Source organism: Acidovorax sp. A1169, assembly GCF_030704685.1.
In the GTDB taxonomy this organism is placed as follows: domain Bacteria; phylum Pseudomonadota; class Gammaproteobacteria; order Burkholderiales; family Burkholderiaceae_C; genus Acidovorax.
This window is the reverse complement of sequence record NZ_JAUZDX010000007.1, coordinates 61,561-76,892: the sequence shown is the minus strand read 5'-3', so window position 1 is coordinate 76,892 and position 15,332 is coordinate 61,561. Positions and strand designations below refer to the sequence as shown.

The window sequence follows — 15,332 nt, the reverse complement described above, 5'->3', positions numbered from 1 at the left end:
CATGGCATCGTTTCTCTCCTTCCTGCTGGGCGAAAAGAAGAAGACCGCCAGCGTCGCCAAGGAACGCCTGCAGATCATCCTGGCGCACGAACGCAACGGCCGCAACGCCTCCGAACCCGACTACCTGCCCGCGCTGCAGCGCGAACTGGTGTTGGTGATCTCCAAGTACGTGAAGATCAACCCCGAAGACCTCAAGGTGCACCTGGAACGCCAGGACAACCTGGAAGTGCTCGAAGTCAAGATCGAACTCCCGGACACCGTCCGTTGAGGTTTCGCGCCGCTTCATGCGGCGAGCATTCTTGAGGAGGTGATCGGCATGCTGTCCCATGTCCATATCGGCGTGAACGATTTCGGGCGCGCCCTGGCCTTCTATGGCCCGGTGCTGGAGCGCCTGGGCCTGGTGCAGCGCTTTTGCGAGTCCGGGGTGCCGTGGGCCGGGTGGCAGGTGCCTGGCGTGGCGCGCCCGCTGTTCCTCATCGGCCGCCCGTTCGACGGGCAGGCTGCCAGCCCCGGCAATGGCGCCATGAACGCGCTGCTGGCGGATGACCGCACCACCGTGGACGAAGTCCATGCCCTGGCATTGCGCCATGGCGGCAGCTGTGAAGGCTTGCCTGGCCTGCGGCCGCAGTACCACACGAACTACTACGGGGCGTATTTCCGCGACCCGGATGGCAACAAGCTGTGCGTCTGCTGCCATGGTGCGGCCTGAACAGCCTTCTGGCCAGTTTATTGCTTAACATTAGGGTAATCCCTAATGTGAGGCAGTCCCGTGGACGAATCCTGGAAATCCAGCTGGCAGCGCGCACGCAACCACGAAGGTGTCACGCGCGGGGCGCGCGCCTTTGCCGCGCTGGCGGCCGTGTTGGCCTGGGGCTGGTGGACCGGGTGGCAGGCCGAGCTGATGCCGGTGCTGCTGGGCGTGATCGCCAGCGCCCTGACCGAAACCGACGACAGCTGGCGTGGCCGCCTGCGCGCGCAGCTGCTGGCGCTGGGCTGCTTTGGTCTCATGGCGCTGGCGGTGTGGGCCACGGTGGCCTGGCCCTGGGCGCTGATGGGGGTGCTGGCGCTGTCGGCCCTGGCGTTCACCCTGCTGGGGGCACTCGGTGAGCGCTACCGCGCCATTGCCTTCGGCTCGCTGGTTCTGTTCATCTATGCGGCCCTGGCCGCCCACACCAGCCGTGCCGGGGCAGCGCAGGCGGCGCCGCTCATGCTGGCCGGTGCCGCCTGGTACGGCCTGGTCTCGGTGACCTGGGCCGGGGCCATGCCGCGCGCGCCGGTGCGCTTTCGCCTGGCCCGGCTGTATGCGGTGCTGGGCGAGTACCTGCGCCTGAAAGCCCTGCTGCTGGAGCCCGTGCGCGACGTGGACCTGGAGCGCCGGCGCATGGCGCTGGCCCTGCACAACGGGCGCGTGGTGGATGCCCTCAGTGCCGCCAAGGAAAGCCTCATGAGCCGCATGGGCCGTGGCCAGCCACCCGCCTGGCTGCAGACCGCCATGCACCAGTACCTGGCCGCGCAGGACGTGCACGAGCGCGTGAGCTCCTCGCACGAGCACTACGACCTGCTGGCCACGGCGTTCTTCCACAGCGACGTGCTGTACCGCTGCCAGCGCGTGCTCACGCTGCTGGGCGAACAATCGCTCAAGCTTTCGCTCGCGATCCAGCAGCAATCGCCGCCCCAGCACGGGGGGATGACCTCCCGCGCCATCGAGGACCTGCAGGCCGCCATCGCGCACCAGGACGGCATTGCCGCCGACCTCGCTGGCGGCACGCCGGCGGCTGCCCCCATGGCCCGGCCCCTGCGTTCGCTGCACGCCCTGGGCAGCAACCTGGCGGCCATGGCCGGGGTGTTTGCGGGCGCCCTGGCAGGCGATGCTGCCGCCCAGGGCAGCGCCGACCATGCCCTGCTCGACCGTGAACCGCGCAGCCTGCGCGATGCCTGGGGCCGGGTGCGCGCCCAGTTGCATGCGCAGTCGCCCTGGCTGCGGCACAGCGTGCGCCTGGCCCTGTCGCTGCTGGTGGGCTTTGCCCTCATGCAGGCTACCAGCGACCCGCACGGCTACTGGATCCTGCTGACCATCGTCTTCGTGAGCCAGCCGCAGTACGCGGCCACGCAGACCCGGCTCCTGCAGCGCGCCAAGGGCACGGCCATCGGCCTGGCCCTGGGCTGGGCGGCGATCCAGCTGTTTCCGGGGGCGCTGGTGCAGGCCGCGCTGCTGGTGTTCGCCGGTGCGGTGTTCTTCGGCGCGCGCCACACCCGCTATGTGCTGGCCACGGCAGCGGTCACCACCTTGCTGCTGCTCGGTTTTCACCAGATGGGCATGGCCCAGGGCGTGATCCTGGCGCGGCTGCTGGACACCGCCGCCGGTTGCCTGATCGCGGCCACCGCTTCCTGGCTGGTGCTGCCGCACTGGCAGTCGCGCCAGTGGCCGCAGCTGGCGGCCCAGGTGCTGCAGACCCAGGCCCTGTACCTGCGCGCCATCCTGGCGCAGTACCACAGCGGCAAGCGCGACCACCTGGACTACCGCCTGGCGCGGCGCAATGCGCACAATGCCGACGCCGCGCTGTCCAACTCCTACAGCGCCATGCTCAAGGAGCCGCACCGCGTGCGTGGCAACGTGCAAGTGGTGGCCAACTTCCTGCGCCTGTCGCACACCCAGCTCAACTACCTCTCGGCCCTGGGCGCGCAGCGCGGCCAGGAGGGGGCCGAGCCGGTGGACGCCAGGGCACAGGAGATGGCCAGTGAGCTGCTGGCATCGCTGCAGCAGCTGGCGGGGCAACTGGCGCATGCGCAGCAGCAGACGGGGGTCAGAGTCTCCAGGGCACCTGCGGTGGCGCAGGTGCTGCAGGAGTTCGGGGTTCCTGCGGCCCCCGGGCCCACGCACAGCCTGATGGCGGCCCAGCTGGCGCTGGTGGGCAAGGTCTTCCCGCAGCTGCAGGAGCAGGCGCGGCAATGGGTGGAGCCCCAGCACAGGCCTGCTGCGCCGCTTTGAACAGACCGCGTTAGCGTGTGTGCTTCGCGAACTTGGCGGCTAAGGCCTGGGCAATGCTCAGCGCGCGCCGACCCGGCACCAGCGTGGCGCGCTGACCGGCGGTGATGGTGCCGGCCTCGTCCACCGCCAGGTAGTAGCCGCAGCAACCTGCCAGCGCCATGGCGCGGCTGGCCTGGGCAAAGCCCATCACGGCGTTGAACTTGAAGCAGGGCTCGCGCGGGGCCGTCACGCGCAGTACGCAATCGGGAAAGTGCAGTTCGTCGCCGATGAAGACCTCGGTCTCCAGCGGCCCGTCCACGGTGAGGTTCTCGCCCATGAAGCCCGGCGGCAAGTCCTCATCGAACAGGCTCACACCGCGCTCGCGCCGCTGTGCCTGCCAGAAGGCGTAGTGTGCATTGGGGTAGGCATAGACCGCCTTATCCAGGCCGCCATGCACGTTCAGATCCGCTTGTTCGTCGCCCGCCAGGCCCAGCCGCCCCACGGCCACCGGGCCTGCGACCGGTGCCTTGCCGATGGCCGTGAGCACGCTGCGTTCGCCGGCCTTCATGCGCCGGGCGCTGCCGGTGTTCACCTGCCGCACCAGCACACCCCCAGAGGTCACAGCGGGTGCTCGGTGTAGAAGCGCCCGCCGTGGTACAGCAGCGGCGGAACGCCGGCGCGGTGGCTGCAGCGCTCGACCTCGCCGACGAAGATCAGGTGGTCGCCCTCTTCATAGCGGCTGCGGTTGAAGCATTCAAAACTGGCGGCCGCGCCATCGAGCACCGGCGCGCCGTTGATGCCGGCATGGTGTTCCACGCCCGCCCAGCGGTCGATGCCGCGCGTGGCAAAGCGCTCGGCCAGCGACTTCTGGTCTGCGGCCAGCACGTTGATCGCGTAGTGCGCGCCGTTGGCAAAGGTGGGCATGGTGCTGGCGCCGCGCGACAGGCTCCACAGCACCAGCGGCGGGTCCAGCGAGACCGAGTTGAACGAGCTGGCGGTGAGCCCCACCAGCGTGCCGTCCTCGTTGCGCGCCGTGACGATGGTGACGCCGGTGGCAAACATGCCCAGCGCATCGCGGAACTCGCGGGCGGAGAAGCTCGGGGGCCGGGCAAGGGCAGGGCGGGGCAGGGGGCGGTTCACAAAGGGCAGGCGCAGGGCCGAAAAAGGGCAGGGGGTCATTATGGGCTGCATGCCACGGCCCTGTTGCTGCCGGGGGCGCTGTTCGGTGTCACCTGCGTACCGTCTTCCCGGACAGCGGTGCAACAGCTGCGCACGATGGCCCGACCACGGCCCAGGGTTAAAAAGCCGTCGGCTATCATGGACCGGCCCTTGCCATGGCAGGGCTTTGAGCAGGAAACCCATGGCACTTCTCCCCCATTTCTCCACTTTGGGCAGCGGGCATACCGTGCTCATGCTGCACGACGCCGATGGCGGCCACCTGACCTTCGCGCCCCAGGTCGAAACCCTGGCCAGCCTGGGCTACCGGGCCGTGGCCTGGGACATGCCCGGCTATGGCAACAGCGCCCCCATCGAACCCTATGGCTTCAAGGGCCTTGCCGAAAGCTGCATGGCGCTGATCGACGCGCTGCAGTGTGGCCCCGTGACGCTGGTCGGACATGGCATGGGCGCCATGGTGGCGCTGGAAGTGGCCGTGCGCCAGAGCGCCCTGGTGCGCCGCCTGGTGCTGTGCGCCGGTGGCCCCGCGCTGGATGCGCAGGCCATGGCGGACTGGGTGGAGCCCCGCCTGAAGGCGCTCGATTCCGCGCAGGACGATATGCAATCGCTGGCCCGGGCCCTGGTGCCGCAGTTCATCGGCAGCGGCGCGCTGCCCGAAGGCGTGCGCCTGGCCACCCATGCCTTGTCGCAGGTGTACAGGGGCTCTTACCGGCGCGCGCTGCAGGCGCTCTCCACCTTCGACCGCAGTGCCGGCGTGCTGGGCCGCCTGCACATGCCGGCGCTGATCATCGGTGGCGCGCAGGACCGCTGCACGCCGCCCGCCGCCCTGCAGGCCCTGGCCCATGTGCTGCCCGACTCGCGCCACCTGAGCCTGCCGCATGCGGGCCACTGGCCGCAGCTCGAAGACCCCGACGGGTTCGATGGCGCGCTGGCGGATTTTCTGGCTTCCTCGCGGGTTCTGCATTGACACAAGGCCGTTCGGGTTCTTGCGTTGCGTCGCAGGCACCGGGCTGGTGGGGCCCGGCGCTGGCGGGTACCTTGCTGGTGGCCCTGGCCGCAGGGGGCCTGTGGATGGCGCCACGCAGCGGGGTGGAGCGTGGCGCGAGCGCCCAGCGGCCCACGCCCGCACAGACTACCCTGGTCACCGCAGCACGGAATGCCGCCCGCCTGCCGGCGACAGATGCTGTAGTGCCAGCGCCCGTGGTGGCGGCTGCCCCCGTGGCAGAACCCGGCGGACCCGGGGCGTGCGCGCTGTTCCTGCCGCGGCTGCCTTCGGTATCGCGCACGCAGTGCGAGGAGGCACGGCTCACGCCGAGCGGCTCCGTGTCGGCCCATGGCGTGCCCCTGTTCTTGCGCGACGTGCCTGCGCCGGTGGTGCGGGGTGCTGCCGATGCACCGCTGCGCGTGTTGATTGCCGGCGCCATCCATGGCGATGAACTCACGGCTGCGGCGCTGGCCCTGCGCTGGATCGCCCTGGCCGAGCAGACCCAGCGGCCGGTGCACTGGCGCTTCATCCCGGTACTCAACCCCGATGGCCTGCTGGCCAAGCCGGCCACGCGCACCAATGGCCGTGGCGTGGACCTGAACCGCAACTTCCCCACCCCCGGCTGGGAGAAGGATGCGCCTCTCTACTGGGACAAGCGCACCAAACGCGACCCTCGGCGCTTCCCCGGCAAGTCACCGCTGTCCGAACCCGAGTCGCAGTTTCTGCACGCGCAGATGGCGGCCTTCCGGCCGCACCTGATCGTGAGCATCCATGCGCCCTATGGCGTGCTCGATTTCGATGGCCCGCTGTCGCCGCCCGAGCGGCTGGGCCGCCTGTGGCTGGACCAGGTGGGCATCTTCCCGGGTTCGCTGGGCAACTACGGGGGCGTGCATCGGGGCATGCCGGTGGTCACCATCGAGCTGCCGCATGCGTTGAACATGCCAGCGGATGCCGAGGTGCGTTCCATGTGGCAGGACCTGCTGCGCTGGATGGGCGAGCACTGGACTGAGGCCCAGGCTCCCGAGCCCAGACCTTGAGGAAGCCGGCCGCTGCTGCTGCAGCCGGTCCCGCTGCGTTCAGGAGGTGGCGAGGGTCGCGCTGCGCGGCCGCGCCGCCTGCTCGCCCAGGAAGCCGAAGTGCATTGCCGGCTGCTCGCCGCTGATCAGCTCGGCCAGCGCCTTGCCCGAGCCCGCGCCATGCGTCCAGCCCAGGGTGCCGTGGCCGGCGTTCACCCACAGCTTGCCCACGCGGGTGCGGCCGATGAAGGGGATGTTGGTCGGGGTGGCGGGGCGCAGGCCGGTCCAGTACTGCGGGTTGCCGCCCTGCTCGGGCGTGCGCGTGTCGCATACGCCGGGCAAAATTTCCTCGATGCGGCGCGACAGCATGTGGCAGCGTGCCTTGGCCAGCGGGGAGTCGAGCGACAGGTCGTAGCCGCCCAGCTCGATGGTGCCGGCTACGCGCAGCACATTGCCCAGCCGGCTCATCGCGATCTTGCGGCCGTCGTCGATGGTGGAGACCGAGGGCGCGGCCTCGGGGCGCAGCAGCGGGAAGGTGGCGCTGTAGCCCTTGCCGGGGTAGATCGGCAGGTCCACGCCCACGCTGCGCAGCAGCGGCGCACTGTAGGAGCCGCAGGCCACCACCACTGCATCGGCCTGGAGCAGGAAATCCTTTTTGAGGCCATTCGCACCACTGCGGGCCATGACGGCCACCGAGTCGATGGTGTCACCGATCTTGTTCAGCCGCAGCACGTCGTGGCCGTAGAGGAACTGCGCGCCGCGCTCGGCGCAGCGTTTGGCCAGGGCCTGGGTGAAGACGCGGGCGTCGCCGCTCTCATCGGTGCTGGTGTAGGTTCCGCCGGTGATGTGATCGCCATAGGCCTTGAAGGCCGGCTCGATCTGCAGCAGCTCTTCCTTGCTCACCAGGCGGCGCTGCACACCATGCTTGCGCATCAGCTCCACCGCGTGGCCGGCATCGTCGAAGGATTTTTGGTCGGTGTAGAAGTGGGCAATGCCGCGTTCGAGCCGGTTGTAGTCGATGCCGGTGGTGGCCACCAGGTCCTTGAGCGCGGCATGGCTGTAGGCGCCCAGCGCCACGATCTGCTGCACATTGCGCTCGAAGGCCTTGTCATTGCACTGGGCCAGGAACTTCAGGCCCCAGCGCCATTGCTCCCAGTCGAGCTGGGGGCGGAACAGCAGCGGCGCCTCCTTGTCGAACATCCACTTGAGCGCCTTGAGCGGCGCCTCCCGGTTGGCCCAGGGCTCGCAGTAGCTCACCGAGATCTGCGCGGCATTGGCAAAACTCGTTTCCAACGCGGCATCGGGCTGGCGGTCGACCACGACGACCTCGTGGCCGCGCTCCAATAGGTGCCACGCGGTGCTGATGCCGATGATGCCGGCGCCCAGGATGATGGTTTTCATGGATGGCAGTGTGATCCACATTGCGTTCTACTAAAAGCAAAATTAAACTCAATCCAAACGCATCAGTCTGTCTAATGCAAGCAGTGCCCACAAGGCCACCCTTGCACCCGTTTGCCGAGATCCCCGCCATGAGCACCTACGACCCCGCCGCCCTGGAATGTCTTGCCGCCATCGTCGAAGAAGGCGGCTTCGAGCGCGCCGCCCAGCGTCTGAACGTCACACAGTCAGCCGTCTCCCAGCGCCTGCGTGCGCTGGAGGCCCAGGTGGGCTCGGTGCTCATCGTGCGCAGCCGGCCGCTGCGACCGACCTCGGCGGGGCAGTTGCTGCTCAAGCACACCAAGCAGATGCGCCTCTTGCGCGCCGACCTGGAGCGCGACCTGCAGGAGCTGGCCCCCAGCGCCCCCGGCGCCACGCGCGAGGACGAGCGCATCTCGATCGCCATCAATGCCGACAGCATCGCCACCTGGGCCATGGGCGCCCTGCACGAGCTGGTGGGCCAGCGCCTGCCGCTGGAAATCATCGTCGACGACCAGGACTTCACGCAGGAGTGGCTGCGCTCGGGCCAGGTGCTGGGCTGCGTCACCACGCTCAAGCAGGCGCTGCGCGGCTGCAAGATGGTGCCGCTGGGTGCCATGCGCTACGTGGCGGTGGCATCGGCCGCATTTGCGGCGAAGCACCTGCCCCATGGGCTCACGCCGCACAACTTCCGCGAGGTGTCCTTTCTGTCGTTCAACCGCAAGGACGACATGGCGGCCGAGTTCGTGGCGCGCACCTTCGGGCTCAAGCGCGTGGCGCTCAACCACCTGTTCGTGCCCAGCACCGAGGGCCAGATGCGCGCCGTCGCCGCTGGCTGGGCCGTGGGTGTGGTGCCCGAGCTGCTTGCGCGCGGGCCCATTGCAGACGGCAGCATGGTCGACCTCGCTCCCGGCCATGCCCTGCCCATCCAGCTGTACTGGCACTGCTGGAACCTGGAGTCGGTGGTGCTCGATGCCCTGACCGCCGCGCTCACGGCCACGGCTGCAAAAACGCTGACCCAGCCCTGAACTACAAGCCCGGGGCTGTAAAAGCAGTCAACAGGGGGTAACCCGCACCAAATGGCACTCCCCGCAGTGGGGCGGCACGATTCCTGCAGACTAAAACGTGAACGGCGTAGTTGTATTGCAACTTTGTCATTTATTTTTTTACTGCAATGTATAAGATGGGGTCCATGTCCACCACCACGCTACAACCCAAAGTGTCCTTCAAGGAGCAGATGCACCAGGCTCGGGAGGGCGCGATCCTCCAGTCGGCCTGTCGCCTGCTGGGTGAAAAGGCCTTCGATGCCATGACCATGGACGATGTCGCCAATGCGGTGGGCATCGCCAAGGCCAGCCTGTACAAGCACTTCTGCAGCAAGGAAGAGCTGTGCAGCGCCGCCATGGTGCAGATCCTCGCGCGGGTGCGCACGTACCTGAGCGCGCTTCCCGCCGAGCTGCCAGCGCACGAGAAGCTGCGCGCTCTGGTGCGCTGGTCGCTGGAGCGCCTGCTGACCAACGAGATGCCGCTGCTGCCCAGCCGCAACTCCACGCTGCGCGCTGTGCTCATGGCCGACAAGGACTACCTCGATGGCCTGGTCACCGTGAGCGACCAGATCGGCGAGTGGATTGTCGAAGCCCAGGCACAGGGCGTGATCAACCCCACGCTGCCCCCGCTGGTGGTGCTGTACACCCTGTATGCCCGTGCCTGCGACCCGGTCGTGACCTTTCTCAAGGAAGGCGGCCAGTATTCCGACGCCGAGATCGTGGACCTGGTGCTGCGCACCTGTTTCGATGGGCTGGCATCGAGGTGAAGTGGTGGTGACCGCACGCGAAAACGCTCGGCATGCCGGGCGTTTCTCATAGGGGGCGGCGCATGCCGCTGCAAGGTCAGCGCACCAGCAGTACCGGCACCTTGCAGTTGGCCAGCACCTGGGTCGTTACGGAGCCCATGACCAGCGTGGCCAGTGCGCCGTGGCCATGCGAGCCCATCACCAGCAGGTCGTAGCGGCCGGACTCGGCTACCTTGCCGATGGTCTCGCCCACGGCGCCGACCTTGACGATGCGCTTGGGCTGCACGCCCTGGCGGGCCAGGAACTTGGCCACAGGGGCCAGGATCTTTTCGGCCTCTTCAGCGTGGTAGGCATCAGCGACTTCCTTGCCCAGGGCGGCGCGTGCCCGGGGTGGCAGGGGCGCCTGCACGGTGAGCACCGTGTAGTCGTGCTTCGGGCCCAGCAGTTCTTCGTGCGCCGCCAGATAGGCGAGCATTTTCTTGGTGTAGGCGCTGCCGTCGACAGCAAGCAGGATGTTCATTCGAGTTCTCCTAATTGGAATGGTCAGACTAATCGGCGCGGGCGGTTGTTGTCTTGACCTGTGTCATGCTTTTCATCCTGCGCTCTGCGGGGCATGGGCCCCGTCGACCGATCATACGGTCACACAGTACCGGGGCCGGAAGGTTTCCTGTTCCCCATTGCGGGCATAGCCCAGCGGATTGGCCACCACCCTGCATGCAAAGGGGCTGCCATCGGCACGCGTGCCCTGCACCGTGTAGTCGCTCGGCGAGTGCAGGTGGCCGTGGATCCATACCTGCGCCTCTTGCAGCAGGTCATCTAGCACATTGCAAAAGCCGGCCGTGCCGGGCACCACGCCATAGCGCGGGTCGGCGCTGCGCAGGCTGGGGGCAAAGTGGGTGACGGCCACCGTGGTGCCGTCGAAGGGCGTGGCCAGTGCTTCGCGCAGCCACTCTGTGCACACCAGCGCCAGCTCGCGCATGGGCTCGGCCAGAAAGGGCTCGCCGTCCCTGGTGCCGCCGGTCTTGCGCAGGTAGTGGTTGGCCGCGCGAAAGGCCTTTTCGCGCAGCTTCAGGCGCCGGGCGAGATCGGTCACCTGCGCATCGTCCGCCAGCGCGTCGTAGTCGGCCCACAGGGTGGTGGCCACGAAGCGCACGCTGCCCATCACCAGGGTCTCGCGCTCCAGCATGCGAATGCCCAGGCGCTCGCAGGTGGCGCGCAGGCGCGCGTGGGCGGTATCGAAGTCGAGCGCGTCGTACTCATGGTTGCCCGGCACGAACAGCACCGGCGTGGGCCAGCCGGCGAACTGCGGCAGCGGCGAAAAACGCGCCAGGCCGAAGTCTTCGTCCTGCATGCGCCCCCCCTCCTGGTAGGAGCCGATGTCGCCCGCCAGCACCAGCAGGTCGGCGCCGGGCGCGGGCTCGGGCAGGAAATCGGGGTTGGCTTCGAGGTGCAGGTCGGACAGGATCTGGATTTTCATGGGCTGTGCAGTCTAAGGCGTCCCGCCAGCCGATTGGCCGGGCTCCCCCTGCGGAAAGGCGCGCCGTGCCGCGCGCGCCAATGCCGACAGCAGCCAGCCCATGGCCGCCTCCTGCGTGCTGTTGCGGCGCCACAATGCGTCTACGTGCACGGGCGGCACGTCGAAGGGCAGGTTGCGCTGCACCAGGGCGTCGGCGATCCCGGTCACCGGCACGAAGTGGCGCGGCAGCACGGTGAGCATGTCCGAACCCGAGACCACGCGGCCCGCCGTGAAGAACTGGTTCACCGTGAGCACCACGCGCCGGCGGCGCCCGAGCGAGGCCAGCGCCTCGTCGATGAAGCCGAAGGGCCGGCCCGAAAAGCTCACCAGCATGTGGCGTGCCTCGCAGTAGGCATCCAGCGTGAGGGGCGCATCGGCCAGCGGGTGACCCTGGCGCATCACGCACATGTATTCGCTGTCGTACAGCCGCCGGCTCTCGAACGACACCATGCCACCCGATTGTTCGCGCGCCGTGAGGTCGGCCAGCACGGCGGGAAAGTAGCCCACGGCCATGTCGGCTGCCTCTTCCTCCAGCAGGCGGCGCGGGTCGCGCGTGGTCAGGGGCACCACCCGCACCGCGACACCGGGCGCCTCGCTCTCCAGAATCTCCACCAGGCCGGGCACCAGGGTCGCACCCGTGGCATCGGCCATGGCCAGCACGAAGGTGGATTCGGCCGTGGCCGGGTCGAAGCGGCCGGGCGACAGCGATTCCTGCAGCTGCGTGAGCGCATCGCGAATGGGGGGCCACAGTGCCAGGGCCCGGGGCGTAGGTTCCACGCCCTGGCCGCTGCGCACCACCAGGTCGTCGCCCAGCACCTCGCGCAGGCGGCGCATGGCGTTGCTCACGGCCGGCTGGGTCAGCGAGAGCTTGTGCGCCGCCTTGGTCAGGCTGCGCTCGGCCATGACCTCGTCAAAAACCCTGAGCAGGTTCAGATCGAGCGAGCGGAAGTTGAGGCGGCTGGACATGGTTTCAAATCATCACCAATGTGAATACCAATGATTCAACATATAAATTTGAAAGACTAAAGGGTAAACCCTAGTATTGCGACATCGCCCGGCAATGCCGCCAAAAGCGCTCGATAGGGGAACCGAAATGACCAGTTTTGTACACGTGGACTATCCAACCGAACACCCAGGCGTGATCCGCGCCGAAAAGGCTGCTGCTGCCCTCAGAGGCATCGCCACCGGCTTCGACAGTGCCCGTGGCGCTGCCTCCCTGATGCTGGCCGCCGTGGTCTCCGCCCTGCTGGTGCTGGCCAACCAGGTGGTCGATAGCTGGACCGAAGGCCACCTGCTGTCGGCCTGGGTCGTGCTGTGGCTGGTGGCGTTTGCCGCTCTCGCCCTGCTGTCCGCACCGGCCCGCCGTGCTGGCCTGGCCCTGCGCTCCGCTGCTTCCACCTGGGCCGAAAGCCGTCGCCACGCCGCCGAAGACCGCCGCACCTGGCAGGTCGCCCTGCGCGATCCGCGCATCATGGCCGAACTGAACCACGGCATGGCCGACATCCGCAAGTACTACTGAGGCTTGGTGGCCCTCCTGCACTGCAGGTCGGGCCGAGCTTGGCATTCAAGCCGTGGCATGCCACGGCTTTTTTGTTGCCGGGCTGCAGCGACGGCGACAGCACATCACTGCAGTGAATGGCGGTAATTCAAGATATAAACTTGATAACACCTGGGGTAAACCCTAAGATTCAATCACTCGCCCGGCAATGTCGCCAAAAGCGCTGATAAGGGGAACCGAAATGACCAATTTTGCACACGTTGACTATCCTACCGAACACTCTGGCGTGATCCGCGCCCAAAACGCTGCCGCTGCCATCAAGGGCATCGCAGCCAACTTCGACGGCGCCCGTGGCGCGTCCTCCTTGCTGCTGGCAGCCGTCGTCTCCGCCCTGCTGGTGGTCGCCAACCAGGTGATCGACACCTGGAGCGAAGGCCACCTGCTGGCCGCCTGGATGGTGCTGTGGCTCGTGGCATTCGCCGCGCTGGCCCTGCTGTCCGTGCCTGCCCGCCGTGCTGCCGCTTCGCTGCGTGCCGGCTTCGCCGGCTGGGTCGAAAGCAATCGCCGTGCGGCCGAAGACCAGCGCACCTGGCAAGTCGCCATCCGCGACCCGCGCATCATGGCCGAGCTGAACCACGCCATGGGTGTGCCCACGTTGAACGACATCCGCGGGTACAACTGACCCGCCCCTCCTGCCCGCCGCCTGGCGGGCTGGAAGACTCCGACAAGAAAGCCGTGGCTGTGCCACGGCTTTTTTCATGGGCGCTAGGAACCTGTCGGACTTGGAGCGTCGAAAGCGAAAATCGGCCCCAGCGAGGACAGTTTTTGCCGTATTTGCAGCCCCATAGCCAAGCTATGGGGCAAAAAGACGGTGAAAAATGGACCGCTGCGGCCGATTTGCAGCCGACGATTTCCAAGTCCGACAGGCTCCTATCGTTGCAAACCTGCCCCCGCACTGCGCAAATGCGCACAATCACGGAACACCGGGTGCGGGTTCCGGGGCCTGTCGTCGCCTGTGCGCCCGCAGGCGTGCGGCCATCCATTGGGGTGGAGGGGGGTGAGAGAAAAAATAAACGCCGCGCATGTCGAAATCGCAAGCGCGACGGCGTCCTTGTGGCACCAGAACATCCAAGGAGACTGTCGACCACTGTGTGTCCCCGCATCGAAAACCGCAGCCACCTGCTGCGCCTGCCGCATGGCGGCGGGCTTCCGGATTGTTTGCCACCTGCCTCTCCCAAGGAATCACCATGAAATACATGCTCCTGATCTACAGCGCTCCAGAGCGCGAACCCACCTATGGCACGCCCGAGTTCCAGGCCATGATGGCTGGCTATTTCGCGCTCAGCGCGAAGATGAGGGACGAGGGCGTCCTGGTTTCCGGTGATGGGCTCAAAGGGATCGAAACCGCCACCTCGCTGCGCGTCCGTGGCGGCAAGGTGGAAACCATGGATGGTCCGTTTGCCGAAACCAAGGAACATCTGGGTGGCTACTACGTGATCGACGTGGCCGATCTGGATGCGGCCCTGCAGTACGCGCAGGCCGTTCCAACCTCCAGCTACGGCACTGTCGAAGTGCGGCCGCTGATGGATTACGACATGGCGGCATGACCAGGCCAGCCAGCCTACGATGAACTCCTCCGGCGCCGTCGCGGTGGCCCAAGCCCTCAACCGCCTGGCGCGCGAGGACCGGGGGCGGCTGATGTCGGCGCTGATCGCCCGGCTCAGGGACTTTCAACTGGCCGAGGACGCGCTGCAGGACGCCATGGAGTCGGCGGTGTCCCACTGGAGCCGTTCCGGCATCCCGTCGTCGCCCCTGGGCTGGCTGCTGCGCGTGGCCTACCGCAAGGCGCTGGACCGCATCCGCAGCCACAGGACGGCCGGCCGAATCGGCGATAGCCTGCTGGTTCTGGCGGATGGCGAGGCCTATGAAGCCGAGACCAACGAGATTCCTGACGAGCGCCTGCGCCTGATCTTTACCTGTTGCCATCCGGCGCTGGAGCAGAAGTCGCAGGTGGCGCTGACCCTGCGCGTGGTCGCTGGCCTGTCCACGGCCCAGATCGCCCAGGCCTTTCTCGACCAGGAGGCGACGATGGGCCAGCGCCTGTCGCGTGCCAAGGCCAAGATCGCTGCGGCGCGCATCCGCTATGCGGTGCCCGAGCCGGCCGAATGGCCCGGGCGCCTGGCCGCCGTGCTTGCAGTCATCTACCTGGTTTTCAACGCGGGCTACTCGGCGGGGCCGCAGGCGGGGAGCGACCTGGCGCAGGAGGCGCTGTACCTGTGTGCGCTGCTGGACCGGCTGCGGCCCGGCGAAGCGGAGGTCGAAGGCTGCCTGGCCCTGCTGATGATCAGCCATGCCCGCCGCGAGGCCCGCACGGATGCCGGCGGCCAGACGACGGTGCCGCTGGGCCAGCAGCAGCGCGCGCTGTGGAAGCAGGACGAAATTGCTGCGGGCGTGGCGGTCCTGGAGAGGGCACTGGGTCGGCATGTCCCGGGTCCGTACCAGATCAAGGCCGCCATTGCCGCCTGCCACTGCGAGGGCGAGCACTCGGACTGGGCGCAGATTGCACTGCTCTACGACCACTTGCTGGCCTTCGAGCCGACCCCGGTGGTGCGCCTGAACCGGGCCGTGGCCCTTGCCGAGGCAGGCGCGCTGGACGCGGCCCTGGCCGAGTTGGCGTGCATCGGGCCCGGTCTGCAGGGCTACCAGCCCTTTTTTTCCGCCCAGGCAGAGCTGCTGGCGCGCAAAGGCCTGCCCGCCGAGGCCCGATCGGCCTACCAGAGGGCCATGGCCCTCTCACCTTCTGCCGCCGATACGGCGTTTCTGGCGTTGCGCATGAACGGCCTGCCCGGATAGGTACCCCGGCACCTGGCAGGGCTGTGGCCGAGACCCCAGAAAAAAACCGCCCGGACCTGCAGTCGGGGCGGTTTCTCTGGTGGTTCCCGGCAAGCCGGGCACTCTCTTCATC

Annotated in this window: 17 protein-coding genes; 11 read left to right on the top strand and 6 right to left on the bottom strand. The window is 67.7% G+C overall.

Going from position 1 to position 15,332, the window contains the following annotated elements:
* The first annotated feature begins 1 nt into the window (after position 1).
* Genes minE through yccS form a run of 3 tightly spaced genes read left to right on the top strand, consistent with a single transcriptional unit; the run spans position 2 to position 2,989 of the window.
* On the top strand, positions 2-268 hold the full coding sequence (gene minE, locus QYL93_RS13615) for a cell division topological specificity factor MinE (protein WP_007855949.1): 267 nt from the start codon (positions 2-4) through the stop codon (positions 266-268).
* A 48-nt stretch (positions 269-316) separates the two neighbouring features.
* Positions 317-709: a VOC family protein gene (locus tag QYL93_RS13610; RefSeq protein ID WP_305744130.1), complete on the top strand. Its 393-nt coding sequence runs from the start codon at positions 317-319 to the stop codon at positions 707-709.
* Positions 710-769: 60 nt separating this feature from the next.
* The gene (yccS, locus tag QYL93_RS13605; protein ID WP_305744129.1) at positions 770-2,989 is read left to right on the top strand and encodes a YccS family putative transporter; all 2,220 of its coding nucleotides are present in this window, start codon (positions 770-772) and stop codon (positions 2,987-2,989) included.
* Between the two features lie 10 nt (positions 2,990-2,999).
* On the opposite strand, the gene QYL93_RS13600 is transcribed toward yccS, so the two are convergent.
* Together QYL93_RS13600 and QYL93_RS13595 are read right to left on the bottom strand one after the other, a co-directional pair.
* Positions 3,000-3,536 carry an MOSC domain-containing protein gene (locus QYL93_RS13600; RefSeq protein WP_370876977.1) on the bottom strand — a complete coding sequence of 179 codons (537 nt, stop codon included), beginning with the start codon at positions 3,534-3,536 and terminating at the stop codon, positions 3,000-3,002.
* Positions 3,537-3,586: 50 nt separating this feature from the next.
* Positions 3,587-4,108 carry a flavin reductase family protein gene (locus QYL93_RS13595; RefSeq protein WP_057200312.1) on the bottom strand — a complete coding sequence of 174 codons (522 nt, stop codon included), beginning with the start codon at positions 4,106-4,108 and terminating at the stop codon, positions 3,587-3,589.
* A gap of 220 nt (positions 4,109-4,328) precedes the next feature.
* Here QYL93_RS13595 and QYL93_RS13590 point away from each other — a divergent pair, with 220 nt between their 5' ends.
* Positions 4,329-5,111, top strand: coding sequence for an alpha/beta fold hydrolase (locus QYL93_RS13590; RefSeq protein WP_305744127.1), 783 nt, complete (start codon positions 4,329-4,331; stop codon positions 5,109-5,111).
* A 77-nt stretch (positions 5,112-5,188) separates the two neighbouring features.
* Positions 5,189-6,166, top strand: a complete 978-nt coding sequence (locus tag QYL93_RS13585; RefSeq protein ID WP_305744314.1) for a M14 family zinc carboxypeptidase — start codon at positions 5,189-5,191, stop codon at positions 6,164-6,166.
* A gap of 39 nt (positions 6,167-6,205) precedes the next feature.
* Here the strand turns inward: QYL93_RS13585 and QYL93_RS13580 are convergent, their stop codons facing one another.
* Entirely contained in the window at positions 6,206-7,546 is a 1,341-nt protein-coding gene (locus tag QYL93_RS13580) for a D-amino acid dehydrogenase (RefSeq protein WP_305744126.1), read from the bottom strand.
* A 128-nt stretch (positions 7,547-7,674) separates the two neighbouring features.
* Here QYL93_RS13580 and QYL93_RS13575 point away from each other — a divergent pair, with 128 nt between their 5' ends.
* Both QYL93_RS13575 and QYL93_RS13570 read left to right on the top strand, forming a co-directional pair.
* Positions 7,675-8,589, top strand: coding sequence for a LysR family transcriptional regulator ArgP (locus QYL93_RS13575; protein WP_305744125.1), 915 nt, complete (start codon positions 7,675-7,677; stop codon positions 8,587-8,589).
* A 164-nt stretch (positions 8,590-8,753) separates the two neighbouring features.
* Entirely contained in the window at positions 8,754-9,374 is a 621-nt protein-coding gene (locus QYL93_RS13570) for a TetR/AcrR family transcriptional regulator (protein ID WP_305744124.1), read from the top strand.
* A 76-nt stretch (positions 9,375-9,450) separates the two neighbouring features.
* Here QYL93_RS13570 and QYL93_RS13565 read toward each other — a convergent pair whose 3' ends face one another.
* The 3 genes from QYL93_RS13565 to QYL93_RS13555 all read right to left on the bottom strand — a co-directional run bounded on the left by QYL93_RS13565 (position 9,451) and on the right by QYL93_RS13555 (position 11,835).
* The gene (locus QYL93_RS13565; protein WP_305744123.1) at positions 9,451-9,873 is read right to left on the bottom strand and encodes a universal stress protein; all 423 of its coding nucleotides are present in this window, start codon (positions 9,871-9,873) and stop codon (positions 9,451-9,453) included.
* A gap of 111 nt (positions 9,874-9,984) precedes the next feature.
* Positions 9,985-10,830 (bottom strand): metallophosphoesterase, encoded by an 846-nt coding sequence (locus tag QYL93_RS13560; RefSeq protein ID WP_305744122.1) that lies wholly within the window; start codon positions 10,828-10,830, stop codon positions 9,985-9,987.
* Between the two features lie 12 nt (positions 10,831-10,842).
* Entirely contained in the window at positions 10,843-11,835 is a 993-nt protein-coding gene (locus QYL93_RS13555; RefSeq protein WP_305744121.1) for a LysR family transcriptional regulator, read from the bottom strand.
* Between the two features lie 127 nt (positions 11,836-11,962).
* Here QYL93_RS13555 and QYL93_RS13550 point away from each other — a divergent pair, with 127 nt between their 5' ends.
* The 4 genes from QYL93_RS13550 (at position 11,963) to QYL93_RS13535 (ending at position 15,220) form a co-directional block, all read left to right on the top strand.
* Positions 11,963-12,388, top strand: a complete 426-nt coding sequence (locus QYL93_RS13550; protein WP_305744120.1) for a hypothetical protein — start codon at positions 11,963-11,965, stop codon at positions 12,386-12,388.
* 220 nt (positions 12,389-12,608) lie between these two features.
* Positions 12,609-13,049: a hypothetical protein gene (locus QYL93_RS13545; protein WP_305744119.1), complete on the top strand. Its 441-nt coding sequence runs from the start codon at positions 12,609-12,611 to the stop codon at positions 13,047-13,049.
* A gap of 565 nt (positions 13,050-13,614) precedes the next feature.
* Positions 13,615-13,974 carry a YciI family protein gene (locus QYL93_RS13540; protein ID WP_305744118.1) on the top strand — a complete coding sequence of 120 codons (360 nt, stop codon included), beginning with the start codon at positions 13,615-13,617 and terminating at the stop codon, positions 13,972-13,974.
* 19 nt (positions 13,975-13,993) lie between these two features.
* Positions 13,994-15,220 carry an RNA polymerase sigma factor gene (locus tag QYL93_RS13535; RefSeq protein ID WP_305744117.1) on the top strand — a complete coding sequence of 409 codons (1,227 nt, stop codon included), beginning with the start codon at positions 13,994-13,996 and terminating at the stop codon, positions 15,218-15,220.
* The last annotated feature ends 112 nt before the right edge of the window (positions 15,221-15,332 follow it).

What these genes read in the sequence shown, in the direction of transcription:
- QYL93_RS13565 (WP_305744123.1), bottom strand. Translation starts at nt 9,873, where the DNA reads ATGAACATCCTGCTTGCTGTCGACGGCAGCGCCTACACCAAGAAAATG.
- QYL93_RS13545 (WP_305744119.1), top strand. Translation starts at nt 12,609, where the DNA reads ATGACCAATTTTGCACACGTTGACTATCCTACCGAACACTCTGGCGTG.
- QYL93_RS13575 (WP_305744125.1), top strand. Translation starts at nt 7,675, where the DNA reads ATGAGCACCTACGACCCCGCCGCCCTGGAATGTCTTGCCGCCATCGTC.
- minE (WP_007855949.1), top strand. Translation starts at nt 2, where the DNA reads ATGGCATCGTTTCTCTCCTTCCTGCTGGGCGAAAAGAAGAAGACCGCC.
- QYL93_RS13540 (WP_305744118.1), top strand. Translation starts at nt 13,615, where the DNA reads ATGAAATACATGCTCCTGATCTACAGCGCTCCAGAGCGCGAACCCACC.
- QYL93_RS13550 (WP_305744120.1), top strand. Translation starts at nt 11,963, where the DNA reads ATGACCAGTTTTGTACACGTGGACTATCCAACCGAACACCCAGGCGTG.
- QYL93_RS13600 (WP_370876977.1), bottom strand. Translation starts at nt 3,536, where the DNA reads ATGAAGGCCGGCGAACGCAGCGTGCTCACGGCCATCGGCAAGGCACCG.
- QYL93_RS13560 (WP_305744122.1), bottom strand. Translation starts at nt 10,830, where the DNA reads ATGAAAATCCAGATCCTGTCCGACCTGCACCTCGAAGCCAACCCCGAT.
- QYL93_RS13580 (WP_305744126.1), bottom strand. Translation starts at nt 7,546, where the DNA reads ATGAAAACCATCATCCTGGGCGCCGGCATCATCGGCATCAGCACCGCG.
- QYL93_RS13570 (WP_305744124.1), top strand. Translation starts at nt 8,754, where the DNA reads ATGTCCACCACCACGCTACAACCCAAAGTGTCCTTCAAGGAGCAGATG.
- QYL93_RS13590 (WP_305744127.1), top strand. Translation starts at nt 4,329, where the DNA reads ATGGCACTTCTCCCCCATTTCTCCACTTTGGGCAGCGGGCATACCGTG.
- QYL93_RS13555 (WP_305744121.1), bottom strand. Translation starts at nt 11,835, where the DNA reads ATGTCCAGCCGCCTCAACTTCCGCTCGCTCGATCTGAACCTGCTCAGG.
- QYL93_RS13535 (WP_305744117.1), top strand. Translation starts at nt 13,994, where the DNA reads ATGAACTCCTCCGGCGCCGTCGCGGTGGCCCAAGCCCTCAACCGCCTG.
- QYL93_RS13610 (WP_305744130.1), top strand. Translation starts at nt 317, where the DNA reads ATGCTGTCCCATGTCCATATCGGCGTGAACGATTTCGGGCGCGCCCTG.